Origin of the sequence: Serratia sp. FDAARGOS_506 (genome assembly GCF_003812745.1) — a bacterium.
Lineage (GTDB): Bacteria > Pseudomonadota > Gammaproteobacteria > Enterobacterales > Enterobacteriaceae > Serratia.
Genome location: NZ_CP033831.1, coordinates 2101183 through 2127515 on the forward strand (window position 1 = coordinate 2101183; position 26333 = coordinate 2127515).

Here is a 26333-nt window from a genome sequence, read left to right on the forward strand (position 1 = left end):
TATTAAATAAGATTTCTAAAGGAAGAAAATTATGGCTACGCCGCACATTAATGCTGAGATGGGTGATTTCGCTGACGTAGTACTGATGCCGGGCGATCCGCTGCGTGCAAAATACATCGCCGAAACCTTCCTGGAAGGCGCGGTGGAAGTGAACAACGTGCGTGGCATGTTGGGCTTCACCGGTACCTACAAAGGCCGCCGCATCTCCGTAATGGGCCACGGTATGGGCATCCCGTCCTGCTCCATCTATGCGCGTGAGCTGATCGCCGAATTCGGCGTGAAGAAGATCATTCGCGTGGGCTCCTGCGGCGCGGTGCGTGACGATATCAAACTGCGTGACGTGGTGATCGGCATGGGCGCGTGCACCGACTCCAAGGTGAACCGTCTGCGCTTCAAGGACAACGACTACGCGGCGATCGCCGATTTCGACATGGTGCGCAACGCGGTCGACGCGGCGGCGGCGCAGGGCATCCCGGCGCGCGTGGGCAACATCTTCTCCGCCGATCTGTTCTACACGCCGGATCCGGACATGTTCCAGGTGATGAAGAAGTACGGCATCCTGGGCGTGGAAATGGAAGCGGCCGGCATCTACGGCGTGGCGGCGGAGCTGTACGAAGAGTTCGGCTGCAAGGCGCTGACCATCTGCACCGTGTCCGACCACATCCTGCGTCACGAAGCGACCACGGCGGCGGAACGCCAGACCACCTTTAACGAAATGATCGTTATCGCGCTGGAATCCGTGCTGCTGGGCGACAAAGCGTAATACCCCGGCGGGCGTCATCATGGCGCCCGCCCGTCAATCTATTCATTCCGCTTGGCCAGTTTTGGCTAATGCTTTACCTTTCAATTGGTTGTGGATCCCGTTGTTACGGACAATCTATTCACCAAAAGGACAAGAAAACGGCACGAGTGCATTCAGCGCCTGGCCTGAGTTACCCCTTCTTCGGCGCTTCCTGTTTTTTCTCCGGCGCATCCTCTTCGCCGTCTTCCACCGTATTGCCTTCTGCCAACGGCGTGTTGGCGGTCAACAGGTACGGCGACTGCTGCCAGCGGCTGCGGCGGTGTTGCAGCAGAGTGCGCGCCAGAATGATGCCGATCGCCAGCGCCAGCAGGATCATCAGGCGCAGCAGGTTGGTGGTGTTGTCCACCTGCTTGGATTCGGTCGCCAGCACGTGGGTGTCGAGGGTGATGCGGATAAAGCCGATCGGGCCGTCTTTGCCCTGAATGGATTCGACCAACTGGTGGTTGAAGTAGCTGCCGGCGCGTTTGCCGTCGAGCGACAGGCGATCGCGTATACTTATCTGCTCCCCGGCGTGGGAGACCAGCGTGCCGTCCAGCTGATACACGCTGACGTCGAGAATGCGGCTGTGATCGGTGAGCTGCTTGAGGATGGCGTCGATGCGCGGGGCATTGCCGTCGTCGTCCAGCAGCGGCGCCAGGCTGTAGGCGACCTGTTTGGTCAGCGTCTGCGCCAGCTCTTCAACCTGCTCGGATCGCGCCATTTGGTGACTCAGGCTAAAATAAGAGGCGCCCTGCATCAGCAGCACCAGCAAAGCCAGGCAAATCAGGATAATAGCGGTGCGGTGCAGGCGAAATTTCAGTTTAGCGCGAGCCATGCAGGTTCCTTGGGCATCGGGGACACTTTATGTTGCCAGAACCGCTGGCGATAGGATAGCTTGATGCGTCGTTTTATCATGCAGCGTTTTTGTCCATTCAGGAGTCAATGATGTCAAACAGTCTGACCTATTGCGATCTTCCGGCGGAGATCTCTCAATGGCCGGGTCTTCCCCTTTCGCTCAGCGGCGACGAAGTGATGCCGCTGGACTACCGGGCGGGCAATACCGGGTGGCTGTTATACGGCAGAAAGCTGGATAAGGCGCGCATTACGCAATTCCAACGCAAGCTCGGCGCGGCGATGGTGATCGTCACCGCCTGGGGCGTGGACGATTATCAGGTGGTGCGGTTGGCGGGCACGTTGACGCCGCGCGCCAAGCTGCTGGCGGCGGAGAGTGGGCTGGATGTGGCGCCGCTCGGCAAGATCCCGCATCTGCGCACGCCGGGGCTGTTGGTGATGGACATGGATTCGACGGCGATCGAGATCGAGTGCATCGACGAGATCGCCAAGCTGGCGGGCGTCGGCGAACAGGTGGCGGAAGTCACCGAACGCGCGATGCGCGGCGAGCTGGACTTTACCGCCAGCCTGCGCCAGCGCGTCGGCACGCTGAAAGGGGCCGACGCCAACATCCTCAAGCAGGTGCGCGACGAACTGCCGCTGATGCCGGGGCTGACCAGCCTGGTGGGCAAGCTGCAGGCGATGGGCTGGCATGTGGCTATCGCCTCCGGCGGCTTCACCTACTACGCCGAATACCTGCGCAACCGGCTGCGGCTGGTGGCGGCAGCGGCCAATGAGCTGGAGATCCGCGACGGCAAGCTGACCGGCGAAGTGCTGGGGCCGGTGGTGGACGCGCAGTTCAAAGCCGACACGCTGCTGCGGCTGGCGGAGAAGCTGGAGATCCCGCTGGCGCAAACCGTGGCCATCGGCGACGGCGCCAACGATTTGAAAATGATGCAGGCGGCGGGGTTGGGTATCGCCTACCACGCCAAACCGAAAGTGTATGAAAAAGCGCAGGTATCGATCCGGCATGCGGATCTGATGGGCGTGCTGTGTATTCTCACCGGCAGCCTGAAACACGAAGTGCGATAACGAAAGATTGAGGTAAGACGTGGCAAAAGCGGCAAAACGGGCATTTGTGTGCAATGAGTGCGGGGCGGACTATCCGCGTTGGCAGGGGCAGTGCAGCGCCTGCCATGCCTGGAACACCATCACGGAAGTGCGTTTGGCCGCGTCGCCCGCAGCGGCGCGCAACGATCGCCTCAGCGGTTATGCCGGTGACGCCGGCGTCAGCAAGGTACAGAAGCTGTCGGAAATCAGCCTTGAGGCGCTGCCGCGCTTCACCACCGGCTTTCTCGAGTTCGACCGCGTGCTGGGCGGCGGCGTGGTGCCCGGCAGCGCCATTCTGATCGGCGGTAACCCCGGCGCCGGCAAGAGTACCCTGTTGCTGCAGGTGCTGTGCAAACTGTCCGAACAGATGAAAACCCTGTACGTCACCGGGGAGGAGTCGCTGCAGCAGGTGGCGATGCGCGCTCACCGTCTGGGGCTGCCGACCGGTGGCCTGAACATGCTGTCGGAAACCAGCATCGAGCAGATCTGCCTGATCGCCGAGCAGGAGCAGCCGAAGCTGATGGTGATCGACTCGATTCAGGTGATGCACATGGCGGACATTCAGTCTTCGCCGGGCAGCGTGGCGCAGGTGCGGGAAACCGCCGCCTATCTGACGCGCTTCGCCAAGACGCGCGGCGTGGCGATCGTCATGGTCGGCCACGTCACCAAAGACGGCTCGCTGGCCGGGCCGAAAGTGCTGGAACACTGCATCGACTGTTCGGTGCTGCTGGACGGCGACGCCGATTCCCGCTTCCGCACTCTGCGCAGCCACAAGAACCGCTTCGGCGCGGTCAACGAGCTGGGCGTGTTTGCCATGACCGAACAGGGGCTGCGCGAAGTCAGCAACCCTTCGGCGATCTTCCTCAGCCGCGGCGATGAAGTCACTTCCGGCAGCTCGGTGATGGTGGTGTGGGAAGGCACCCGGCCGCTGCTGGTGGAGATCCAGGCGCTGGTGGATCACTCGATGATGTCCAACCCGCGCCGTGTGGCGGTAGGCCTGGAGCAGAACCGGTTGGCGATCCTGCTGGCGGTGCTGCATCGGCACGGCGGGCTGCAGATGTCGGATCAGGACGTGTTCGTCAACGTGGTCGGCGGGGTGAAGGTCAGCGAGACCAGCGCCGATCTGGCGCTGCTGATGTCGCTGGTTTCGAGCCTGCGCGATCGGCCGCTGCCGAACGATCTGGTGGTGTTCGGCGAAGTGGGGTTGGCGGGGGAGATTCGCCCGGTGCCGAGCGGCCAGGAGCGCATCTCCGAAGCGGCCAAACACGGCTTCAAGCGCGCCATCGTGCCGCACGGCAACATGCCGAAGAAGCCGCCGGCCAACATGCAGGTGTTCGGGGTCAAGAAGCTGGCGGACGCACTGGACGTGCTGGAAGAGTTTTATTAATGTCGCCGACGGCGAGAAAGATATGCTATTTTGTTTAGCATACTAAACGGAGGTGGCCATGCCGCAATTTGATTACCTGAAGACGTCCATTAAGCAAAAGGGCTGTACTTTGCAGCAGGTGGCGGATGCCAGCGGCATGACCAAAGGCTATCTCAGCCAGCTGTTGAACGACAAGATCAAAAGCCCGAGCGCGCAAAAGCTCGAGGCGCTGCACCGTTTTCTCGGGCTGGAGTTCCCGCGTAAAGAGGTTAAAGTCGGCGTGGTGTTTGGTAAATTTTACCCGCTGCACACCGGCCACATCTACCTGATCCAGCGCGCCTGCAGCCAGGTGGACGAGCTGCACGTTATCTTGTGCCACGACGAGCCGCGCGACCGCGAGCTGTTCGAGAACAGTTCGATGTCGCAACAGCCGACGGTCAGCGATCGCCTGCGCTGGCTGCTGCAGACCTTCAAGTACCAGAAAAACATCCATATCCACTCGTTCGACGAGCAGGGCATCGAACCCTACCCGCACGGCTGGAACGTGTGGAGCGACGGCATGAAGGCCTTTATGGAACAGAAGGGCATCGTGCCGAGCTTCATCTATTCCAGCGAAGCGCAGGATGCGCCGCGCTACCGCGAGCATCTGGGCATCGAAACCATCTTGGTCGACCCAGAGCGTTCGTTCATGAACATCAGCGGCAATCAGATCCGCCAGGATCCGTTCCGCTATTGGGACTACATCCCGACCGAGGTGAAGCCGTTCTTCGTGCGCACCGTGGCGATCCTCGGCGGCGAATCGAGCGGCAAATCGACGCTGGTCAACAAGCTGGCCAACATCTTCAACACCACCAGCGCCTGGGAATATGGCCGCGATTACGTGTTTTCGCACCTGGGCGGCGACGAGATGGCGCTGCAGTACTCTGATTACGACAAAATTGCCCTCGGGCAGGCGCAATACGTGGATTTCGCGGTCAAGTACGCCAACAAGGTGGCGTTTATCGATACCGATTTCGTGACTACGCAGGCGTTTTGCAAAAAGTACGAAGGACGTGAACACCCGTTCGTGCAGGCGCTGATCGACGAATACCGTTTCGATCTGGTGATCCTGCTGGAAAACAACACGCCGTGGGTGGCGGATGGCCTGCGTAGCCTCGGCAGCACCGCCGATCGCTTGGCGTTCCAGCGCCTGCTGGAGGAGATGCTTCGCGCCAACAACATCGAGTACGTGCACGTTGAGTCCAGCGATTACGAAGAGCGTTTTCTGCGCTGCGTCGAGCTGGTGCAACAGCTGCTGGCGGCGGACGCCGGCCGGTTGAGCGCGCCCGCGCATCGTCACGCGGCAGGCTGAGTAAAATTAGCGTAATGTGCGATCGAGGCGGCAAAAGCGGCCGCCCGGACGCACATTTAACGGCTTGTTTAAACATGGTTCATTCGACAGCGACTAAGTTAAGATTTTCTTTACAATAACGCTTAGAAGAAGACATGTCTTATCGCTTACTCGCTCTCTGGTTGGTCTGCTATGCCGCAGCCTGGACGCTGCTGACTGTTCATCTTGATCCTACCTTGCCTTACGACGCTGTGGAGGCGCTCAATTGGGGCCTCAACGGCGAATGGGGCTCACCGAAAAATCCGTGGCTGGTCGGTGCGGCGATGCATCCGGCGATATGGCTGTCGTGGTTGCCGCTGAACCTGTACTGGTATGGCGGGCACTTCATTGCCATCGCCATCGGCATGTTGGGCGTCTGGCTGTTGGCGCGCCGCCTGAGCGGCAGCACCTCGCTGGCCTGGATGGCGCTGCTGACGCTCAACCTGTCCGGCATCATCAATTTCGACATCATCCCCTACAACGACAACTACCTGTTGGTGATGCTGTGGCCGTGGATGGCGCTGTTCTTCCACATGGCGATCTCGCGTTCGGCCAACTGGTGGCCGGCCTTCGCATTGGTGGCCGGTCTGGCGATGATGGCGAAATACTCGACCTTCGCCTTCGTCTATTTCGTGGCGCTGTCGACGCTGTTCGTACCGCAGGTCCGCCGTTGCTATCGGCAGCCGCAGTTCTATCTGGCGGTGGCGATCTGGCTGGCGTTGGTGTTGCCGAACGTGTTCTGGCTATGGAACCACGACTTTGCCGCCTTCAAATGGGTGGATTCGCAGATCAAGATGCAGCTCAACCTCGACATGCTGCAGTCGCTGCTGCTGGTGTTCTATCCGTCGCTGGTGCTGTGGCTGATTCTGCGGCGCAGCGGGGCGGTGCTGGCCTGGCCGAAGTCGTTGCCGATGCGGGTGCTGCTGTGGATCTATCTGCTGCCCCTCGGCATCATCACGTTCTGGTTCTCCTTCAACGTCGGCGGCCGGTTGACCGAGTGGCTGCAGCCGTTCTTCATGCTGGCGCCCGCGCTGCTGGTCGGCTGCGTGCGTCAGCCGCCGGTGCGTTCGCTGCGCGCGGCGACCATCGGGCTGATGTGCGCAGCGCTGGCGGTCTATCTGGGGTATGCCGCGGTGATGCTGGGGAACGTGCGCAACGCCGGCCAGAAAATGGTGGGTATCAAGGCGTTCAGCGCCGGGGTGGAGCGGCAGTGGCAGGAGCGGTATGGCGTCGATCTACGCTACGTCGGCGGCGAATACCTGTCGCAGTGGATGACGGTTTATGCCGGCTCCCGGCCGCAGACCATTACGCGCTGGTCCAATCATACGCGGCCGAATATCTACAACGTCAATATCACCTATCCGCAGATTGCGCAGCATGGCGTCGCCCTGTTCGGACGGTTGGGTGAAGACTGCGCGCACAGCGACTTCGGCGGTGAGTTGGCCCATTGGCCGAAGATGCGCCTCGATTGGCAGCAGACGCTGACGTTCCGCGCCGATCCGCATACCGACGAGCAGACGCTGTGCGTCGGCTTCGTCCGCCCGCAGTAACGGCGGCGCAGGGCGCCGCCGCGATTCAGGCTTAGTAAGCGATAACCAGCTTGCCTTGCATATGGCCGCCGAGCAACTGTCGATGCGCGGCGGTCAGCGTTTCCACCGTCAGCCCGTGCAGGGTTTCGCTCAGCGTGGTGCTCAGCTTGCCTTCGTCCAGCAACTGCGCCACCTGCTGCAGGATCTTGCCCTGCTGCGCGATGTCCGGGGTGGTGAACATGCTGCGGGTGAACATGAACTCCCAGTGCAGCGCGGCGCTCTTCAGCTTCAGCGCGTTTTGATCCAACGGCTGCGCGTTCTCGACGATGGTGCAGATATGGCCTAGCGGCGCGACCAGCTCGGCCATCGCCGGCCAATGGCCGTCGGTATCGTTCAGGCACAGGATGTAATCCACCTGCTCGATGCCGTGCTGCGCCAGGTTGCCTTTCAGATCGCGGTAGTCCACCACCAGGTCGGCGCCGCGTTCACGGCACCAGGCGGCGGATTCCGGTCTTGAGGCGGTGGCGATCACTTTCACCTTGCTGCGCAAGGCGGCCAGCGGAATGGCCAGCGAGCCGACCCCGCCGGCGCCGCCGATGATCAGCAGCGTCTTGTGCTCCGGCGCATCCTGAATGTTCAGATGTTCGAACAGCGCCTCCCAGGCGGTGAGGGCGGTGAGCGGCATGGCGGCGGATTCGGCCCAGTTCAGGCTGCGCGGTTTGTGCGCGGCGATGCGCGAGTCGATCAATTGGTGGCTGCTGTTGCTGCCGGGGCGGGTGATGTCGCCGGCGTACCATACTTCATCGCCGGGTTTGAAGCCGCTGACGCCGCTGCCCACTTCCAGCACCACGCCGCTGGCGTCCCAGCCGAGAATGCGCGGCTGCTGCAGGCCGCTTTTCTGCAGGCCGGCGTGCACTTTGGTGTCCACCGGGTTGACCGACACCGCTTTCACCTCCACCAGCAGATCGTACTGGCCGGGAACCGGCATCTCCGGTGAAATTTCGATGAAACCGGCGGGGTTCTGCGGGTCTACGGCAATGGCTTTTATCGACATGATTGTACTCCTTTCAAATGATGCTCCCAGTGTAGACCCGCGGCAGTGGGGTGATAAGATGGACAATATCTAACTGAGTGTTCGTTTAAGGTGAACAATGGAATTCAAACGGCTGCAGGACATGGCGCTGTTCGCGCTGGTGGCGGAGTGCGGCAGCTTCACCGCCGCCGCACAGCGCGTGGGATTGCCGAAATCCAGCGTCAGCCAGCGCATCAGCCAGCTCGAACAGACGCTGGGGCTGCGCTTGCTCAACCGCACCACGCGCCAGCTGAACCTGACCTTCGCCGGTGAGCGCTATTTGGAACATTGTCAGGCGATGATGTCCGCCGCCGAACGCGCCGATCTGGCGCTGCAGCGGCTGCGCGATAACCCGAGCGGCCGCCTGCGCATCTCGACGCCCGCCGGGCTGGGGGCGACCCTGGTGGCGCGGCTGGCGGCGGATTTTCAGCGCCAGTATCCGGACGTTTCGCTGGAGGTGTCGGTGTCCGATGCCATGGTGGATCTGGTACAGGAAGGTTTCGACGCCGCGTTGCGCACCGGCAAGCCGCAGGATTCTTCGCTGATCGGCCGCCGCCTCGGGTATGCGCCGCGCTATCTGTTGGCGGCGCCGTCCTACCTGGCGCAGCACCCGCCGATCGAACATCCGCAGCAGCTGCAACAGCATCGCTGCATTGCCCACCGCGCCTGGACGGCCTGGAACCTGCGCTGCGGCGACGACGACTACCGTTGGCAGCTGCCGCTGGCACACACCACCGACAACCTGCTGTATGCGCGTGAATGCGCTATCGCCGGTGCGGGGATCACGCTGTTGCCGGCGTTTCTCAGCCGCGAGGTGGTGGCGCAGAAGCTGTTGGTGGAAGTCTTGCCGGCGTGGCGCGCGGAGGGCAACGAACTGTATCTGGTCTACCCGAGCCGCAAGCTGAATTCCCCGGCGCTGGCCTGCTTTATCGATGTGGTGCTGCAGCACCCGGCGTTTGACGACTACGCGCGCGAGCTGGCGAGGGAATAAAAAAAGGCGCCGCATGCGGCGCCTGGGGTATTACTTGGCGATCTTCTTGTACTTGATGCGGTGCGGCTCGAGCGCGTCGGCACCCAGCGTACGCTTCTTGTACTCTTCGTACTCGGTGAAGTTGCCTTCGAAGAATTCCACCTTGCCCTCGTCCTGGTAGTCCAGGATGTGGGTGGCGATACGGTCGAGGAACCAACGGTCGTGCGAGATCACCATGGCGCAGCCAGGGAATTCCAGCAGGGCGTTTTCCAGCGCGCGCAGGGTTTCGATATCCAGGTCGTTGGTCGGTTCATCGAGCAGCAGTACGTTGCCGCCAACTTGCAGCAGCTTGGCCAGATGCAGACGGCCACGCTCACCGCCGGACAGCTCGCCTACGCGTTTGCCCTGATCGACGCCCTTGAAGTTGAAGCGGCCAACATAGGCGCGGCTCGGCATCTCGGTGTTGCCGATGCGCATGATGTCCTGCCCGCCGGAGACTTCTTCCCACACGGTTTTCGAGCCGTCCATGCTGTCGCGGAACTGATCGACGGACGCCAGCTTGACGGTATCGCCCAGCACGATGCTGCCGGAATCAGGCTGTTCCTGACCGGACATCATGCGGAACAGCGTGGATTTACCCGCGCCGTTCGGGCCGATGATGCCGACGATTGCCCCTTTCGGCACCGAGAACGACAGGTCGTCGATCAGCAGGCGGTCGCCGTAGGACTTGCGCAGGTTGCTGACTTCGACCACTTTATCGCCCAGGCGCGCGCCAGGTGGAATGAACAGTTCGTTGGTTTCGTTACGTTTCTGGTATTCGGTGTTGTTCAGCTCTTCGAAGCGGGCCAAACGGGCCTTGCCTTTGGACTGACGGCCCTTGGTGCCTTGACGTACCCACTCCAGCTCTTTCTCGATCGACTTGCGGCGAGCGGCTTCGGCGGACGCTTCCTGCGCCAGACGCGCGTCTTTCTGCTCCAGCCAGGAAGAGTAGTTGCCTTCCCATGGAATGCCTTCGCCGCGGTCCAGTTCGAGGATCCAGCCCGCCACGTTATCCAGGAAGTAACGGTCGTGGGTGATTGCCACCACGGTGCCTTCAAAGTCGTGCAGGAAGCGTTCCAGCCAGGCCACGGACTCGGCGTCCAGGTGGTTGGTCGGTTCGTCCAGCAGCAGCATGTCCGGCTTTTCGAGCAGCAGGCGGCACAGCGCTACGCGGCGGCGTTCACCCCCGGACAGGTGGGCAATTTTGGCGTCCCAGTCCGGCAGGCGCAGCGCATCGGCGGCGCGTTCCAGCTGGGTGTTCAGGTTGTGACCGTCGTGCGCCTGAATGATCTCTTCCAGGCGGCCCTGTTCGGCGGCCAGCTTGTCGAAGTCTGCGCCTTCTTCCGCATACAGCGCGTACACTTCGTCCAGGCGTTTCAGCGCGCCGACCACTTCAGACAGCGCTTCTTCCACCGACTCACGCACGGTGTGTTCGAGGTTAAGCTGCGGCTCCTGCGGCAGGTAACCGATCTTGATGCCCGGCTGCGGGCGCGCTTCCCCTTCGATATCGGTATCGATACCGGCCATGATGCGCAGCAGGGTGGACTTACCGGCGCCATTCAGGCCCAGTACGCCGATTTTGGCCCCAGGGAAGAAGCTCAGGGAGATGTTTTTCAAAATATGACGCTTCGGCGGTACGACCTTGCCGACGCGGTGCATGGTATAGACGTATTGAGCCACGTTGCTCTAAGCCTCTCTATATCAGTATTTATAGGATGTCTGGCGGCATGAGTGTAGCCCGTTTCGATCTCGGATCCCAGACATCGCTCAGCGATCGCTAAGTATAACCGTTTATGCGCCGATAAAGGCGCATATTGGTGGCTTATGGCGTGACGACGATCGCGACGCGGCGGTTTTCCGCGCGGCCGCTGGCGGTGCGGTTGTCGGCAACGGGATCGCGTTTGCCCATGCCGCGGGTTTCGATATTGGCGCGCGGAATGCCGACGCTGGCCAGCAGATCGGCCACCGCATCGGCGCGGCGCAGGGAGAGTTGGTCGTTATAGCTGTCTTCGCCGTAGTTGTCGGTATGGCCGTCCAGGCGGAACTTGGTGATGCCGACGCTCAGCAACGCACGGCCCATCTTCTGCACCGTCTCGGTGCTTTCCGGGTTCAGCTTGCCGATGTTGTTGCCGAACAGCACCTTATCCGACAGGCCGAACTCCCAGCCGTTATCGGTCAGTTTGAAGCCCTGCGATTGCAACAGCGCGACCTGCTCGGGCGTCAGGCCCTGCGGTTTGCTCTGGCAGCCGGCGAGCGTCAGCAGCGCGACGAACATCATCGCCAGCAGTGAAAAACGACCTTTAAACAGTTGCTGTATCATAGTCAAAATCCCTAGTTCAAGTGTTATAGCCGGGGCTCTTATTTATGTATAGCCAGCCGCCAGCCTCCGTTATAACGATGCTTTGCCTGATACATCGCATCGTCAGCTTCGTGCAAAAGACCCTGAGGCGTCGACGCGTGATCAGGGTACAGCGCAATACCGATACTCAGAGAGGTAATGACCGCCTCGTCGTTCGGCAAAATGACCGGTTGCGTCATGCAGTCGATGATGTTGTCAGCGATCTGCAGGACATCTTCCGTGCCGTGCACCGGCGCCAGCAGCACGGCGAATTCGTCTCCTCCCAGGCGCGCGACCAGATCGGTCTCGCGCAGCTGCGCGCGAATGCGCCCGGCAATCGTGGTCAGCACCGCATCGCCTGCGGCGTGGCCGTAACTGTCGTTCACTTCCTTGAAGCGATCGCCGTCGATAAACAGCACCGCCAATTTTGCCGGCGGCTCGATGTCGCCCAGGGCGCGGCTCAGCCGCCCTTCGAAGAAGGCGCGATTCGGCAAGCCGGTCAGGCTGTCGTGCGTCGCCCGGTGGGCCAGAGAGTCGTTCTCCTGCTTCAGGTGGGCCTGCCAGGCCTCCAGCTCGTCGAGCAAGCCATTGAAATCGTTACTGAGCTCATGCAGCTCGGCGATCGGTGCCGACGGCACTCGCAGACCGAAGGTGCGATCGCGGCGCACCGCATGGGCCACGTTGGCGATGTCGTCCAGCGAACTGACAATGCCGACCAGCATGCGGCGCGACAACACCAGGGCGCACAGGGTACTGAGCACCAGGCAGGCGATCATGCCGACCATGCCACGCAACAGGAAACGCAGCAGGCTGCCACCGTTGCCGCTCAGCCAGACCTGGCCGACCTGTTTGCCCTCGTGGGTGATGGGCAGGATGACCGGTTCGGGCAGCGCCCAGTGCGCGACGATCTGCTCCATACCGTGCAGCGGCCCATCGGTGGGATGGCGCCAGTTGGCCAGCATCTTGCCGTTGTTGTCGAGGATCCGTGCGTCCGACACCTCTTCGTTGGAGGCGATCAGCATCAGCGCCTCGCGCGCGGCGGTGCGGTCTTCAAACACCACGGCGGCCTCGACGGTATAACTGATGGAGCGCGCGATCAGGTGCAGGTTGTGGTTGGCGTAGGCGCGCAGCGCAAACAGCGCCACCAGCGTCAAAAAGATGCCGGCGGTGCCGACGGCGATCAGCGCCAGCCCGAGATGTACTCGCTGCAGCACTCGGCCCAGCGTCGGACGCGCATTGCCGGAGCGGTTTCTACGCAACAGCTTCATAGCGGTGGCGCCTGTTTGCGTGCCAGCTGCAGCACGTTGGGGTGGACGCGCACGCCGCTGCGCGCCAGAGCGTCCAGATTGACCTTGAAGCTGGCCTGATCCCCATCGATCTGCAGGCAAAATGCGCTGCCGGCGGAGCATTCGCTATCGTTCTCGCTGATGCTGAGAATGGAGTTGCCGGAAATGCGCTGCATGAAATTTTGTCTCTGCGCGGCGGTGATGTTCCCTAAGTAAATGACATCACAGCCGGTACTCAGCTTTGGGCTGTCGAACGGCACGCGCTCGGTTTTAATCGGACGCGGGGCGCTGAGCAGGATCGGATCGAACAGCCCTTCGGCATACTGGGTGGGTGCGGTCACGCACAGCCGGATCGGATTGGGTTCACGCGACCAGCGGGCGTAGCTGATGATGCCTACCACCACGGTCGTCACGGCGTGCGTGCGCTTTTGATAGGGATCATCGGCGGCGTGCGCAGGCCCGGGCAACGTCAGCAGCGCCAACAAAACGAGCAGCAACAGGCGGCCGATATTCAGGCGTGCGGCAAGTAAGCCCGGCACGGGGCTTTTTGCGCAACGCATCGCTATCGCGGTATTATTCGCCATCTTCATCCGCCATTCCGGCCTGATCCACCGCCCGCAGGCTGTGGCCTGACAAGGAAAAATCCGGCCCGCTTGAAGGGACAATCGTTTTGCTGAAAGCTGTCAGTCGCACTGCCTAATGAACACTATCTAACCCATAATTGGCGCGGATTGTATTATAAGATGTCTTCGTTGGGCGCTTTATGTGCTGTTTTCTCGGAATTATCCTACTTATTTTTGATAGTATAAAAATGCCTTACCGGGTTTGCCACCGCTTTTCTGCAAAGTTGGCGCGTTTGGCCAGCTGTCAGGCGATTTGCGCAATGGTGGCGCCATCTCACAAATGCAATAATGTGATAGCTAATAATTAAAATGTCTTTTACTTCTCCAATAAACGCCGGTGCGGCTAATAAAAATCCGGTGGCTGGAAATATCCCGTCGGCCTGATTTGTCAGCCAAAGTAAACGTTTTTTACCTGGCTCCCGTCATGGCGATACACTTCTTCTTCTACAGTATTGAATGGATAAGCGATCGCGCTGTCTATGGTAGATACCTGCGTCCGGGCCATGCGTCCGGCTTTATTTTGTCCCGCGGCGCCGAAGCGCCGTGGTCACCGGGGGCCGGGCGGCTCCTGCGGCACAATCAGTGAGGAAAGAGCGAGGATGGTCAAGGTGGACAAGCGACGGCTGTTGGCGATGGGGCTGTGCCTGACGGCGTTTTCCGGCGCGGCGCTGGCGGATTCTCTGGATGCGCAACGTCAGCGCTACCAGCAGATCAAGCAGGCGTGGGACGGCAATCAGATGGACGTGGTGGCGCAGCTGATGCCGACGCTGCGCGATTACCCGCTTTATCCTTACCTGGAATACCGCGAGCTGACTCAGGATCTGAGCCAGGCGGGGTTCTCTGAGGTAAACGACTTTATCAAACGCAACCCGACGCTGCCGCCGGCGAAATCACTGGCGCCGCGCTTCGTCAATGAGCTGGCGCGGCGCGAAGACTGGCGCACCCTATTGGCCTTCAGCCCGCAGCCGCCCAAACCGGTGGCGGCGCGCTGCAATTATTACTACGCCAAGTGGGCCACCGGCGATCAGCAGGCGGCCTGGAGCGGCGCCGACGAGCTGTGGCTGAACGGCAAAACGCTGCCGGGCGCTTGCGATCGGTTGTTCAGCGTCTGGCGCGGCGCTGGCAAGCAGACGCCGCTGGATATTCTGGCGCGTATGAAGCTGGCGTTGAAAGAGGGCAACAGTTCGCTGGTCAGCAACCTCTACAGCCAACTGCCGGCCGACTACCAAACCATGGGCAACGCTCTGGTGCGCTTGCAAAACGATCCGACCACCGTGGAAGCCTTTGCCCGCAGCGTGGGGCCGACCGACTTTACCCGTGCCGCCACCGGCATCGCCTTTGAGCGCCTGGCGCGGCAGGATGTGGAAAACGCGCGGGCGATGATCCCGACGCTCGCGCGGCTGCAGAAAATGAGCGACGACGAGCGATTGGGGCTGGAGGAGGCGGTAGCCTGGCGTCTGATGGGCAGCGATGCCACCTTTGAACAGGCGCAGTGGCGCGATCAGGTGATCCTGCGCAGCCGTTCGCCGTCGCTGCTGGAGCGCCGGGTACGCATGGCGCTGGGCAATGGCGATCGGCAGGGCGTCGCGACCTGGCTGGCCCGCCTGCCGGAGGAGTCGCGCAACAAGGACGAGTGGCGCTATTGGCGTGCCAGTCAACTGATGGACGAAGGCAAACGCGCCGAAGGCGAGGAGATATTGCGCAACCTGATGACTGAACGCGGTTTCTATCCGATGGTGGCGGCGCAGAAGCTGAACGCCACTTATCCGGTGATGGTGGCGGTGGCGGCCAAGCCGCGCGCGTCGCTGACCGACGGGCCGGAAATTGCCCGGGTGCGCGAGCTGATGTACTGGAATATGGACAATCTGGCCCGCAGCGAGTGGGGGTCCTATGTCGCCAGCCGCAGCCGGCCTGAACAAGAGGCGCTGGCGCGTTACGCCTTTGAGCAAAAATGGGCCGATCTGAGCGTGCAGGCGACCATCGTCGGCAAGCTGTGGGATCACCTGGAAGAGCGTTTCCCTGTCGCCTGGCCACAGGAGTTCCGCCGCGCCACCGATGACAAGGGGATCACCAGCAGCTACGCGATGGCGATAGCGCGTCAGGAGAGTGCCTGGAATCCGAAGGCGCAGTCGCCGGTTGGCGCTGCCGGCCTGATGCAGGTAATGCCGCGCACCGCGCAGCATACGGTGCAGATGTTCAACATTCCCGGTTACGTCGGCCCGAGCCAGCTGTTCGATCCGCAGACCAACATCACTATCGGCACCAGTTATCTTGAGTCGGTCTATCAGCAGTTCGGCCGCAACCGCATCCTGTCGAGCGCCGCCTATAACGCCGGCCCGTCGCGGGTGAACACCTGGCTGGGCAACAGCGCAGGGCGGATCGATCCGGTGGCGTTCATCGAAAGCATTCCGTTCTCGGAAACCCGCGGCTACGTCAAGAACGTGCTGGCCTATGACGCGTTTTATCGCTATCTGACGCACCGACCGGCCAAGGTGCTGACCGACGCCGAGTGGCAGAGACGTTATTGATTTTGACGGCCCTATGGTATGCTGCTGTACTAGTTAAATAGTATGGTGGCTGCCATGACGCAATTATCGTTAAACGACCCCGCTCTTTCAGAACAAGGCAATGAGGATTGGCTGCGCTTCGTCGCGCTGCTGCAGAATTCGTTTGCGCAAGAACTGCATCAACCGCTGCTGCAGTTGATGCTGACGCCGGATGAGCGCACTGCGCTGGGCACCCGGGTGCGGATCATTCAGGAACTGATGCGTGGCGAGATGAGCCAGCGTGAGCTGAAAAATGAACTGGGCGCGGGGATTGCCACCATCACCCGCGGTTCGAACAGCCTGAAAGCGGCTTCACCCGCGCTGAAACAGTGGCTTGAGCAGCAGTTGCTGCACGACGCGCCCTAACAGGCTCGGGGTTATTGCTGATAGATGGCGTTGTGGAACGGCACCAGCGCCAGCAGCAGCGCCTGATGATAAACGCTGGTGCGGCTCAACCGGCCGTCGGTGAAGACGCCGATGGCGCCGCCCTGGCGTTTCACTTCGGCATTGCCGGTGATCGCCGCCATTTCGCAGCCTAATTCGCGGCCGTCACGAATACCTTGTAAGATGACTTCCGGCAGCATCAGGCTCGCTGAGCGGGATTCGCCACGGATGTACGGGTTCTCGATGGTCATCCAGGCAAAGGTCATATTCTCCTCAATCCCGGCTTCCACGCCGACCCAAAAATCGGCCTCGGGCCTGACCTGGCGTGCTTCCATGACGCGTTGACGCGAGCCGGTGCGGGTTTCGTGATTGCCTATCGGCTGCAGCGAGACGCCGCTGGCGACGTCGACGGGTTCAATGCGATATTGGCCCGCGCCAAAGACGTCATCGAAGGCCAGTTGAATAGCCTTGATCTTTGCCGGGTTGGTAGTTGCAGCGACAACATGGTACATAACGGGTTTGATATCCTTCTGGCCGATACGCCGGGCAGCGGCCAAGGTGCCGCCGGGCCGGGGATAAACGCAAATTTCACGCAGTATAACGGAAAACAAAAATGTTACAGGTATACCTCGTTCGCCATGGCGAAACGGAATGGAACGCGGCTCGCCGCATCCAGGGTCAGTCCGACAGCCCGTTAACCGCCATGGGTGAACACCAGGCCCGTCTGGTCGCCAGACGCGTCGGAAAAGAAGGCATTACGCACATCATTACCAGCGATCTGGGGCGCACGCGCCGCACCGCGCAGATCATCGCCGAAGCCTGTGGCTGCGAAGTGATTTGCGATCCGCGTTTGCGTGAGCTGCACATGGGGGTTCTGGAAGAACGCCTGATCGACAGTTTGACGCCGCAGGAAGAGCAGTGGCGCAAACAGATGGTCGATGGTACTCCTGACGGCCGTATCCCTCAAGGCGAATCCATGGAGGAGCTGGGCGAGCGCATGCGCGCCGCGCTGGAGAGCTGCCTGATGCTGCCGGAAGGCAGCAAGCCGCTGCTCGTCAGTCATGGCATTGCGTTAGGGTGTTTGATCAGTACGGTGCTCGGGCTGCCGGCTTATGCGGAACGCCGCTTGCGCTTGCGCAACTGTTCACTGTCGCGCGTCGATCACCAGCAGAGCCCGTGGCTGGCTTCCGGCTGGATCGTGGAAACCGCGGGCGATGTCACGCACCTGGACATGCCCGCGTTGGACGAACTGCAGCGTTAACGTCGAATCGGGATCAGGTAATCGCACTTGATCTCGACAGGCGCCTGATGCGGACGGCGCTCGCCTTTCGGGTAGAAGCGCTCGATATCGTGCCCCTTGCGGCGCGTCAACTGGAGCGCCGGCAGGCAGGTGCCGTACACGGTCAGGATGAAGTCTTGCAGCCCCTCGGTGGGCCCTTCATAGCTGAACATCGCAAATTCACCGCCCGGCAGCACCAGCGGCTGGCCTTCTTGTACTTTGTCAGGCACCTGATCCGGCTCCAGCGCCGTGGTGTACAGCACTTCCTGTTCGTCGTCCTTCTCCTGGCTCGGGCGCGAGTGGTGCAGCCCGTACAGCACCGGCGGCAGGGTATCGACGTCACCGAGGAACTGGCGCCAGAACTGCGAGCGCAGTTCGGTGCGCACGGTGGTGATCTGTTCCAGCGTACAGGAATAACTTTGGGTCAGGCCGACCAGATGCTTATCCGGCAACGAGACGAACTCCGGCTGCGGCAGGGTGAAGGCCCCCAGGCGGATCGGCGGACAGATGCCGAACGCGTTCCAGTCTTCGGCGCGGCGGTACAGCGCCGGCGTTTGCGCAAACTGTTTTTTGAAGGCGCGGGTGAAGGTCTGCTGCGAGTCGAAACGATATTGCAGGGCGATATCCAAAATCGGCCGGCTGGTCAGGCGCAGCGCGACGGCGGCTTTGGACAGCCTCCTTGCCCGGATGTAAGCACCGATGGCGTTACCGGTAATATCTTTGAACATCCGTTGCAGATGCCATTTGGAGTAGCCGGCCTTGGCCGCCACGTTATCCAGCGACAAGGGTTGGTCCAAATGGCTTTCCAGCCAGCTAAGCAGATCACGAATGATACCGGCTTGATCCATAGATCTTCCTCGTAAAGCTTGGGGGTAGGAACCCGAACTGTTGATTCGTCACGCTGGTGCTGCGCTATCAGACCGATCCATGAGCCATTATGCGTTGCACTCTTTGCCTCTGCTGCGCATGCCGCGCCAGAGTTGGATTGGGGTACACCTTAGTGGGCGCAAAGAAATAACGACGCCGCATCATAGCAATTTTTTTACTCCGCGACTCTCAAAGATTTTTGTCACGCTCTGTGCTAAAACGGACGGTGCGGACCCGTAACAAACCGATTCCGTGAGCTTAGACTTAAACAATGGCGATCGCCGAAGCTATTTTTACGGCAAGGTTATATCGGAGTTAAGTAAATGAAAAAAGGCTGGATATTTTTATTCGGTTTGGTTTGCGCAACCGTTGGCAGCGCACAGGCGGAGCAGGTGGGCTCCGTTGATACGGTGTTTAAATTGTTGGGACCGGACCACAAAATCGTGGTGGAAGCGTTCGACGATCCGGATGTTAAAAATGTAACTTGTTATATCAGCCGTGCCAAAACCGGCGGCATCAAAGGCGGCCTGGGGTTGGCGGAAGACACCGCCGACGCGGCCATTTCCTGCCAGCAGGTGGGGCCTATCGAGCTGAGCGACAAGATCAAAAACGGCAAGGCGGAAGGCGATGTGGTGTTCCAGAAACGCACCTCGCTGGTATTCAAGAAGCTGCAGGTGGTGCGCTTCTACGACGCCAAGCGCAATTCGCTGATTTACCTGAGCTACTCCGACAAGGTGATCGACGGTTCGCCGAAGAACGCGCTGAGCGCGGTGCCGATCATGCCGTGGGCCGAGGCGAAATAAAAAAAACGGGGTTCAGCATGCTGAACCCCGTTTTCATGACGGCAGGCCGGAATTACTCTTCCAGATCGCCGCAGAAACGGTAGCCTTCGCCGTGAATGGTGGCGATGATTTCCGGCGTGTCCGGCGTCGATTCGAAGTGTTTGCGAATGCGACGGATGGTGACGTCCACGGTACGGTCATGCGGCTTCAGCTCGCGGCCGGTCATTTTCTTCAGCAGCTCGCCGCGGGACTGGATCTTGCCCGGGTTTTCGCAGAAGTGCAGCATGGCGCGGAATTCGCTGCGCGGCAGCTTGTACTGTTCGCCGGCCGGGCTGATCAGCGAGCGGCTATTGATGTCCAGCTCCCAACCGTTGAATTTGTAGCTTTCGACCAGGCGACGCTCTTCGCCGAGGCTGCCCAGATTCATGGTGCGCGACAGCAGGTTGCGCGCACGGATGGTCAGCTCACGCGGATTGAACGGCTTGGTGATGTAATCGTCGGCACCGATTTCCAGGCCGAGGATTTTGTCCACTTCGTTATCGCGGCCGGTCAGGAACATCAAGGCGACGCTGGCTTGTTCGCGCAGTTCGCGCGCCAACAGCAGGCCATTTTTGCCTGGCAGGTTGATGTCCATAATGACCAGATTGATATCATTTTCAGACAGGATATTGTGCATCTCTGCACCATCATTGGCTTCATGAACAATGTAGCCTTCCGCCTCGAAAATGCTCTTCAGGGTGTTACGAGTGACTAACTCGTCTTCGACAATCAGAATGTGCGGGGTCTGCATATTTGCTACCTAAAATTGCCAACAAAATAGAAAATCGGAAGTACAGAAGTCTTTGTTTTCTTAGAGGAGGGCAGAGATAGCGCCACGTTCCCTCTCAGCAAATGACTAAAGTACGTAAACTCGTTCTTGATGCACTTTCCATCTCATGTCAACAAGATCGCTAGCCTGGTGGGGATGCTGTTCCCTACAACCCCTTGGGGTGCCAAATCGGCGCATATCCTAACCCCATTAACAGCAATATAACAGCGCGTGCCGAATTCATCACCCAACAAAACTACGCTTTGTTGACATATATCAAATTCAATTGTAGCACGTTAACAGATTTGTGAAAAACACTTACAGAAATGCCAGTTTAAGTCACAGAACCTCAAATTCTGTGAACGATTCAGCATTATCCGGCCCGATGGGATACAATTATTCGCTTATTGATCATCGCCTTGTTTTAACTCATTGATAAATAAATGCAGTAAAACATAAGCACGAATAATGACTATTACGACGGGTTTATTAGCTCAACGAGCCGTTTAATCTTGTTTGTTGCTATTAACACGTTTATTGTTACGCAATTGTAAATATAAGCGGGCGCTGCGACATCGTCAAAAGCACAGGCCCGCCTTCGGTGGAAGAGTGATGCAGCTTCATATTGTTTTAGTGGCTCCGGCGCGGCCGGAAAACGTCGGCGCGGCAGCGCGTGCGATGAAAACCATGGGTTTCGCTTCGTTGCGCATCGTCGACAGCGAGGCGCACTTGCAGCCGGCGGCGCGTTGGGTGGCGCACGGGGCCGGCGAGATCCTCGACGGCGTGCAAACGTTCGCCACGCTGGAACAGGCGCTGGCGGATGTGGATTTCACCGTCGCCACCACCGCCCGCAGCCGCGCGCGTTTTCATTACTACTGCACGCCGCCTGAGCTGTTGGCCCAACTGAGCGAGCGCCGGCAGTGGGTCGGCCAGGCCGCGCTGGTATTCGGCCGCGAAGATTCCGGCCTGACCAATGAAGAGCTGGCGCTGGCGGATTTGCTGACCGGCGTGCCGATGCAGGCGGACTATCCGTCGCTTAATCTGGGGCAGGCGGTGATGGTGTACTGCTATCAGCTGGCGAGCCTGATGGGCGTCAGCACGCCGCAGGATACGGCGGCGTCGGAAGGGCAGCTCAAGGCGTTGCGCCAGCGTGCCGATGCCTTGTTGAACGCATTGGATGTCGGCGATGACCAAAAATTGCGCGACTGGCTGCACCAGCGGCTCGGCGTGCTGCAACAGCGAGATACGGCAATGCTGCATACGCTGCTGCACGACATCGAAAAAAAACTCGCCAAGTGATAGCGGCTTCATCAGGCGGTTACCTAGTGTGATCCACTATTAAACCGGCTTTAGGTTGTTTTTTTGTTCTGTCATTTTGCTTTTCACCTCCGGTATCGCGCAATGTCGCCGCTGAGCGGAAAATAAGCAAAAAAAAGAAATAGTTTGACTTGGGATAGCGATTGCTTTAACCAATAGAGGGGACAGAGTATTTCATGAGACAGACAGACAACATGCGCAACATCAGCCTGAAAACCACAATTATTACCACCACCGATACCACAGGTAACGGGGCGGGCTGACGCGCACAGGAAACACAGAAAAAAGCCCGCACCTAATCAGTGCGGGCTTTTTTTTCGGCTTAAATTCGGAGAGATCACACATGCGAGTGCTGAAATTTGGCGGAACCTCGGTAGCGAATGCGGAACGTTTTCTGCGCGTCGCCGACATCATGGAGAGTAACGCGCGTCAGGGACAGGTGGCCACGGTCTTGTCCGCCCCCGCCAAGATCACCAACCATCTGGTGGCGATGATCGACAAAACGGTGGCGGGCCAGGACATTCTGCCGAATATCAGCGACGCCGAGCGGATCTTTGCCGATCTGCTGAGCGGTTTGGCGCAGGCGCTGCCGGGCTTTGAATACGATCGCCTGAAAGGCGTGGTCGATCAGGAGTTTGCTCAGCTCAAGCAGGTGCTGCACGGCGTCTCGCTGCTGGGGCAGTGCCCGGACAGCGTGAATGCGGCGATCATCTGTCGCGGTGAAAAGCTTTCCATTGCCATCATGGAAGGGGTGTTCCGCGCCAAGGGTTATCCGGTCACGGTGATCAACCCGGTGGAGAAACTGCTGGCGCAAGGCCACTATCTGGAGTCCACCGTGGACATCGCCGAGTCCACGCTGCGCATCGCTGCGGCGGCGATCCCGGCCGATCACATCGTGCTGATGGCCGGCTTCACCGCCGGTAACGATAAGGGCGAGCTGGTGGTGCTGGGCCGTAACGGTTCCGACTATTCCGCCGCGGTGCTGGCCGCCTGCCTGCGCGCCGACTGTTGCGAAATCTGGACCGACGTCGACGGCGTGTATACCTGCGATCCACGCACCGTGCCGGACGCCAGGCTGCTGAAATCGATGTCGTATCAGGAGGCGATGGAGCTCTCCTATTTCGGCGCCAAAGTTCTGCACCCTCGCACCATCACGCCGATTGCCCAGTTCCAAATCCCTTGTCTGATTAAAAACACCTCCAACCCGCAGGCCCCCGGCACGCTGATTGGCAAAGACAGCACCGATGACGCGATGCCGGTGAAAGGCATTACCAACCTGAACAATATGGCGATGATCAACGTCTCCGGCCCGGGCATGAAAGGCATGGTCGGCATGGCTGCGCGGGTGTTTGCCGTGATGTCGCGCGCCGGCATTTCGGTGGTGCTGATCACCCAATCCTCTTCCGAATACAGCATCAGCTTCTGCGTGCCGCAGGGCGAACTGCAGCGCGCCCGCCGCGCGCTGGAGGAGGAATTCTATCTGGAACTGAAAGACGGTGTGCTGGATCCGCTGGACGTGATGGAACGCCTGGCGATCATTTCGGTGGTCGGCGACGGTATGCGCACCCTGCGTGGCATCTCCGCGCGCTTCTTCTCCGCGCTGGCGCGCGCCAATATCAATATCGTCGCCATCGCCCAAGGCTCTTCCGAACGTTCCATTTCGGTGGTGGTCAGCAATGACTCCGCCACCACCGGCGTGCGCGTCAGCCACCAGATGCTGTTCAACACCGATCAGGTGATCGAAGTGTTCGTCATCGGCGTCGGTGGCGTCGGCGGGGCGCTGATCGAGCAGATCTACCGCCAGCAGCCGTGGCTGAAGCAAAAGCATATTGACCTGCGGGTGTGCGGCATCGCCAACTCGCGCGTGATGCTGACCAACGTGCACGGCATCGCGCTGGACAGCTGGCGCGACGAGCTGGCCGGCGCGCAGGAGCCGTTCAATCTCGGCCGCCTGATCCGGCTGGTGAAGGAGTATCACCTGCTGAACCCGGTGATCGTCGACTGTACCTCCAGTCAGGCGGTGGCCGATCAGTATGTGGACTTCCTGGCGGACGGCTTCCACGTGGTGACGCCGAACAAAAAGGCCAACACCTCGTCGATGAACTATTATCAGCAACTGCGCGCAGCCGCCGCCGGTTCGCACCGCAAGTTCCTCTACGACACCAACGTCGGCGCCGGTTTGCCGGTGATTGAGAACCTGCAAAACCTGCTGAACGCCGGCGATGAGCTGGTGCGCTTCTCCGGCATCCTGTCCGGTTCGCTGTCCTTTATCTTCGGCAAGCTGGATGAAGGGCTATCGCTGTCGGCGGCGACCCTGCAGGCCCGAGCCAACGGCTACACCGAGCCGGATCCGCGCGACGATCTGTCCGGTATGGACGTGGCGCGCAAGCTGCTGATCCTGGCGCGCGAGGCCGGTTACAAGCTGGAGCTGAGCGATATCGAGGTCGAACCGGTGCTGCCGCCGTCCTTCGATGCGTCGGGCGACGTGGACGATTTCCTGGCGCGGTTGCCGGAGCTGGATAAAGAGTTCGCACGCAACGTGGCCAACGCCGCCGAGCAAGGCAAGGTGCTGCGCTATGTCGGCCTGATCGACGAAGGGCGTTGCAAGGTGCGCATCGAGGCGGTGGACGGCAACGATCCGTTGTATAAAGTGAAGAACGGCGAGAACGCGCTGGCCTTCTACAGCCGCTACTATCAGCCGCTGCCGCTGGTGCTGCGCGGCTACGGCGCCGGTAACGATGTGACCGCAGCAGGCGTGTTCGCCGATCTGCTGCGCACACTGTCATGGAAGTTGGGAGTTTAATATGGTTAAGGTGTATGCACCGGCCTCGATCGGTAACGTCAGCGTCGGTTTCGATGTGTTGGGCGCGGCGGTTTCGCCGATCGACGGCACGCTGCTGGGCGACTGCGTCAGCGTAGAGGCCGCCGAAACGTTCAGTTTGCACAATGCCGGGCGCTTCGTCAGCAAGCTGCCTGCCGAGCCGAAAGAGAACATCGTGTATCAATGCTGGGAGCGCTTCTGCCAGGAGATCGGCCGCGAAGTGCCGGTGGCGATGCGGTTGGAAAAGAACATGCCGATCGGATCGGGGCTGGGCTCCAGCGCCTGTTCGGTGGTCGCCGGGTTGATGGCGATGAACGAATTCTGCGATCGCCCGCTGGATAAGATGACGCTGCTCGGCTTGATGGGCGAGCTGGAAGGGCGCATTTCCGGCAGCGTGCATTACGATAACGTGGCGCCGTGCTATCTGGGCGGCCTGCAGCTGATGCTGGAAGAAGAAGGCATCATCAGCCAAGAGGTGCCGTGCTTCGACGATTGGCTGTGGGTCATGGCTTATCCAGGCATCAAGGTTTCGACCGCCGAAGCGCGCGCCATTTTACCCGCGCAATACCGCCGTCAGGATTGCATCAGCCACGGTCGTTACCTGGCCGGCTTTATTCACGCCTGTCACACCCGGCAGCCGCAGCTGGCCGCCAAATTGATGCAGGACGTGATCGCCGAACCGTACCGCACCCGCCTGTTGCCGGGCTTCGCGCAAGCGCGCAAGGCGGCGCAGGAGATCGGCGCGTTGGCCTGCGGCATCTCCGGCTCCGGCCCAACGCTGTTCGCCGTCTGTAACGACGGCGCCACCGCGCAACGCATGGCCGCCTGGCTGCAACAACACTATCTGCAAAACGACGAAGGTTTTGTTCATATTTGCCGTCTGGATACCGCAGGCGCTCGACTACTGGGATAACGCATGAAACTGTACAACCTTAAGGATCACAACGAGCAGGTCAGCTTTGCGCAGGCGATCAAACAAGGCCTGGGCAAGCAGCAGGGGCTGTTCTTCCCGCTGGAGCTGCCGGAGTTTGAACTGACCGAGATCGACCAACTGCTGGAGCAGGATTTTGTCACCCGCAGCAGCCGTATTCTGTCGGCCTTTATCGGCGAAGAGGTGCCGGAAGCGGCGCTGAAGAAACGCGTGCAGGCTGCCTTTGAGTTTCCGGCGCCGGTGGCGAAAGTGACGGAAGATGTCTCCTGCCTGGAGCTGTTCCACGGCCCGACGCTGGCGTTCAAAGACTTCGGCGGCCGCTTTATGGCGCAGATGCTGGCGGAAGTGGCCGGCGATCAGCCGGTGACCATTTTGACCGCTACCTCCGGCGACACCGGCGCCGCCGTGGCGCACGCCTTCTACGGTTTGAAGAACGTGCGGGTGGTGATCCTCTACCCGCAGGGCAAAATCAGCCCGCTGCAGGAAAAGCTGTTCTGCACCCTGGGCGGCAACATTCACACCGTGGCGATCGACGGCGACTTCGATGCTTGCCAGGCGCTGGTGAAGCAGGCGTTCGACGATCAAGAATTGAAAGACGCGTTGCACCTGAACTCGGCCAACTCGATCAACATCAGCCGCTTGCTGGCGCAGATCTGCTACTACTTCGAAGCGGTGGCGCAGCTGCCGCAGGAAGCGCGCAATCAACTGGTGATTTCGGTGCCGAGCGGCAACTTCGGCGATCTGACCGCCGGGCTGCTGGCCAAGTCGTTGGGTCTGCCGGTGAAGCGCTTTATCGCCGCGACCAACGCCAACGACACCGTGCCGCGCTTCCTGACCAGCGGCCAGTGGCAGCCGCACGCCACAGTCGCGACGCTGTCCAACGCCATGGACGTCAGCCAGCCAAACAACTGGCCGCGCGTGGAAGAGCTGTTCCGTCGTAAGGTCTGGCAGCTGAAAGAGCTGGGCCACGCGGCGGTCAGCGATGAGACCACCAAGGAAACGATGCGTGAACTGGCCGAGCTGGGCTATATCTCCGAACCGCACGCGGCCATTGCCTATCGCGCGCTGCGCGATCAGCTGCAGGAAGGGGAGTTCGGTCTGTTTCTCGGCACCGCGCATCCGGCCAAGTTTAAAGAGAGCGTAGAAGCGATCCTCGGCCAGGAACTGCCGTTGCCGAAAGCGCTGGCGCTGCGGGCCGATCTGCCGTTGCTGTCGCACACGCTGCCGGCCAATTTTGGCGAGCTGCGCAAGTTCCTGATGGGACTGCCGACCTGAATTTCGGCA

24 protein-coding genes and 1 other annotated feature are annotated in these 26333 nt (G+C 60.4%); of the genes, 15 read left to right on the forward strand and 9 right to left on the reverse strand.

Features of this window, described 5'->3' with window-relative positions; genetic code table 11:
* Positions 1 to 31: 31 nt before the first annotated feature.
* The gene (deoD, locus tag EGY12_RS10170) at positions 32 to 763 is read left to right on the forward strand and encodes a purine-nucleoside phosphorylase (protein ID WP_004933059.1); all 732 of its coding nucleotides are present in this window, start codon (positions 32 to 34) and stop codon (positions 761 to 763) included.
* Between the two features lie 169 nt (positions 764 to 932).
* On the opposite strand, the gene EGY12_RS10175 is transcribed toward deoD, so the two are convergent.
* The gene (locus EGY12_RS10175) at positions 933 to 1616 is read right to left on the reverse strand and encodes a YtjB family periplasmic protein (protein ID WP_123893397.1); all 684 of its coding nucleotides are present in this window, start codon (positions 1614 to 1616) and stop codon (positions 933 to 935) included.
* A gap of 110 nt (positions 1617 to 1726) precedes the next feature.
* Here EGY12_RS10175 and serB point away from each other — a divergent pair, with 110 nt between their 5' ends.
* The 4 genes from serB (at position 1727) to EGY12_RS10195 (ending at position 7007) form a co-directional block, all read left to right on the forward strand.
* Positions 1727 to 2704 carry a phosphoserine phosphatase gene (serB, locus tag EGY12_RS10180; RefSeq protein ID WP_004933052.1) on the forward strand — a complete coding sequence of 326 codons (978 nt, stop codon included), beginning with the start codon at positions 1727 to 1729 and terminating at the stop codon, positions 2702 to 2704.
* A 19-nt stretch (positions 2705 to 2723) separates the two neighbouring features.
* The gene (gene radA / locus EGY12_RS10185; RefSeq protein ID WP_025159617.1) at positions 2724 to 4109 is read left to right on the forward strand and encodes a DNA repair protein RadA; all 1386 of its coding nucleotides are present in this window, start codon (positions 2724 to 2726) and stop codon (positions 4107 to 4109) included.
* A 58-nt stretch (positions 4110 to 4167) separates the two neighbouring features.
* Positions 4168 to 5439, forward strand: coding sequence for a multifunctional transcriptional regulator/nicotinamide-nucleotide adenylyltransferase/ribosylnicotinamide kinase NadR (gene nadR, locus EGY12_RS10190; protein WP_049198077.1), 1272 nt, complete (start codon positions 4168 to 4170; stop codon positions 5437 to 5439).
* 134 nt (positions 5440 to 5573) lie between these two features.
* Entirely contained in the window at positions 5574 to 7007 is a 1434-nt protein-coding gene (locus EGY12_RS10195; protein ID WP_123893399.1) for a glycosyltransferase family 39 protein, read from the forward strand.
* Positions 7008 to 7038: 31 nt separating this feature from the next.
* Here the strand turns inward: EGY12_RS10195 and EGY12_RS10200 are convergent, their stop codons facing one another.
* The gene (locus EGY12_RS10200; protein ID WP_123893401.1) at positions 7039 to 8040 is read right to left on the reverse strand and encodes a zinc-binding alcohol dehydrogenase family protein; all 1002 of its coding nucleotides are present in this window, start codon (positions 8038 to 8040) and stop codon (positions 7039 to 7041) included.
* A gap of 97 nt (positions 8041 to 8137) precedes the next feature.
* Here EGY12_RS10200 and EGY12_RS10205 point away from each other — a divergent pair, with 97 nt between their 5' ends.
* Positions 8138 to 9049 (forward strand): LysR family transcriptional regulator, encoded by a 912-nt coding sequence (locus EGY12_RS10205; protein ID WP_123893403.1) that lies wholly within the window; start codon positions 8138 to 8140, stop codon positions 9047 to 9049.
* A gap of 30 nt (positions 9050 to 9079) precedes the next feature.
* Here the strand turns inward: EGY12_RS10205 and ettA are convergent, their stop codons facing one another.
* The 4 genes from ettA to EGY12_RS10225 form a co-directional block, all read right to left on the reverse strand.
* On the reverse strand, positions 9080 to 10747 hold the full coding sequence (ettA, locus tag EGY12_RS10210) for an energy-dependent translational throttle protein EttA (protein ID WP_123893405.1): 1668 nt from the start codon (positions 10745 to 10747) through the stop codon (positions 9080 to 9082).
* Between the two features lie 142 nt (positions 10748 to 10889).
* On the reverse strand, positions 10890 to 11387 hold the full coding sequence (locus EGY12_RS10215; protein ID WP_123893407.1) for an OmpA family protein: 498 nt from the start codon (positions 11385 to 11387) through the stop codon (positions 10890 to 10892).
* A 38-nt stretch (positions 11388 to 11425) separates the two neighbouring features.
* A complete protein-coding gene (locus tag EGY12_RS10220; protein ID WP_123893409.1) occupies positions 11426 to 12673 on the reverse strand; it encodes a diguanylate cyclase domain-containing protein in 1248 nt (415 codons plus the stop codon).
* The gene (locus tag EGY12_RS10225; protein WP_123893411.1) at positions 12670 to 13281 is read right to left on the reverse strand and encodes a YfiR family protein; all 612 of its coding nucleotides are present in this window, start codon (positions 13279 to 13281) and stop codon (positions 12670 to 12672) included. Before EGY12_RS10225 ends, EGY12_RS10220 begins: the two co-directional genes overlap by 4 nt.
* A gap of 632 nt (positions 13282 to 13913) precedes the next feature.
* On the opposite strand from EGY12_RS10225, the gene sltY reads away from it, so the two are divergent.
* Together sltY and trpR are read left to right on the forward strand one after the other, a co-directional pair.
* A complete protein-coding gene (gene sltY, locus EGY12_RS10230; protein WP_371415425.1) occupies positions 13914 to 15842 on the forward strand; it encodes a murein transglycosylase in 1929 nt (642 codons plus the stop codon).
* A 54-nt stretch (positions 15843 to 15896) separates the two neighbouring features.
* The gene (trpR, locus tag EGY12_RS10235) at positions 15897 to 16226 is read left to right on the forward strand and encodes a trp operon repressor (protein WP_016929152.1); all 330 of its coding nucleotides are present in this window, start codon (positions 15897 to 15899) and stop codon (positions 16224 to 16226) included.
* A gap of 11 nt (positions 16227 to 16237) precedes the next feature.
* On the opposite strand, the gene yjjX is transcribed toward trpR, so the two are convergent.
* Positions 16238 to 16756, reverse strand: a complete 519-nt coding sequence (gene yjjX / locus EGY12_RS10240; protein ID WP_123893415.1) for an inosine/xanthosine triphosphatase — start codon at positions 16754 to 16756, stop codon at positions 16238 to 16240.
* Between the two features lie 101 nt (positions 16757 to 16857).
* Here yjjX and gpmB point away from each other — a divergent pair, with 101 nt between their 5' ends.
* The gene (gpmB, locus tag EGY12_RS10245) at positions 16858 to 17505 is read left to right on the forward strand and encodes a 2,3-diphosphoglycerate-dependent phosphoglycerate mutase GpmB (protein ID WP_123893418.1); all 648 of its coding nucleotides are present in this window, start codon (positions 16858 to 16860) and stop codon (positions 17503 to 17505) included.
* On the opposite strand, the gene robA is transcribed toward gpmB, so the two are convergent.
* Positions 17502 to 18371: an MDR efflux pump AcrAB transcriptional activator RobA gene (gene robA, locus EGY12_RS10250; protein ID WP_123893420.1), complete on the reverse strand. Its 870-nt coding sequence runs from the start codon at positions 18369 to 18371 to the stop codon at positions 17502 to 17504. The genes gpmB and robA overlap by 4 nt on opposite strands.
* Positions 18372 to 18713: 342 nt before the next feature.
* On the opposite strand from robA, the gene creA reads away from it, so the two are divergent.
* Entirely contained in the window at positions 18714 to 19193 is a 480-nt protein-coding gene (gene creA, locus EGY12_RS10255) for a protein CreA (RefSeq protein ID WP_049198090.1), read from the forward strand.
* Between the two features lie 52 nt (positions 19194 to 19245).
* Here the strand turns inward: creA and arcA are convergent, their stop codons facing one another.
* Positions 19246 to 19962: a two-component system response regulator ArcA gene (gene arcA / locus EGY12_RS10260; protein ID WP_004933003.1), complete on the reverse strand. Its 717-nt coding sequence runs from the start codon at positions 19960 to 19962 to the stop codon at positions 19246 to 19248.
* A gap of 630 nt (positions 19963 to 20592) precedes the next feature.
* Between arcA and EGY12_RS10265 the strand changes: the two genes are divergently transcribed.
* The 5 genes from EGY12_RS10265 to thrC all read left to right on the forward strand — a co-directional run bounded on the left by EGY12_RS10265 (position 20593) and on the right by thrC (position 26324).
* On the forward strand, positions 20593 to 21279 hold the full coding sequence (locus tag EGY12_RS10265) for a tRNA/rRNA methyltransferase (RefSeq protein ID WP_123893422.1): 687 nt from the start codon (positions 20593 to 20595) through the stop codon (positions 21277 to 21279).
* Between the two features lie 212 nt (positions 21280 to 21491).
* Entirely contained in the window at positions 21492 to 21560 is a 69-nt protein-coding gene (thrL, locus tag EGY12_RS10270; RefSeq protein WP_086581142.1) for a thr operon leader peptide, read from the forward strand.
* Positions 21499 to 21616, forward strand: a sequence feature (Thr leader region). It overlaps the preceding gene by 62 nt.
* Before the next feature lie 24 nt (positions 21617 to 21640).
* A complete protein-coding gene (gene thrA / locus EGY12_RS10275) occupies positions 21641 to 24100 on the forward strand; it encodes a bifunctional aspartate kinase/homoserine dehydrogenase I (protein WP_064290781.1) in 2460 nt (819 codons plus the stop codon).
* Between the two features lies 1 nt (position 24101).
* Positions 24102 to 25031 carry a homoserine kinase gene (thrB, locus tag EGY12_RS10280; RefSeq protein WP_123893424.1) on the forward strand — a complete coding sequence of 310 codons (930 nt, stop codon included), beginning with the start codon at positions 24102 to 24104 and terminating at the stop codon, positions 25029 to 25031.
* Positions 25032 to 25034: 3 nt separating this feature from the next.
* A complete protein-coding gene (gene thrC, locus EGY12_RS10285; RefSeq protein ID WP_123893426.1) occupies positions 25035 to 26324 on the forward strand; it encodes a threonine synthase in 1290 nt (429 codons plus the stop codon).
* Positions 26325 to 26333: the final 9 nt, after the last annotated feature.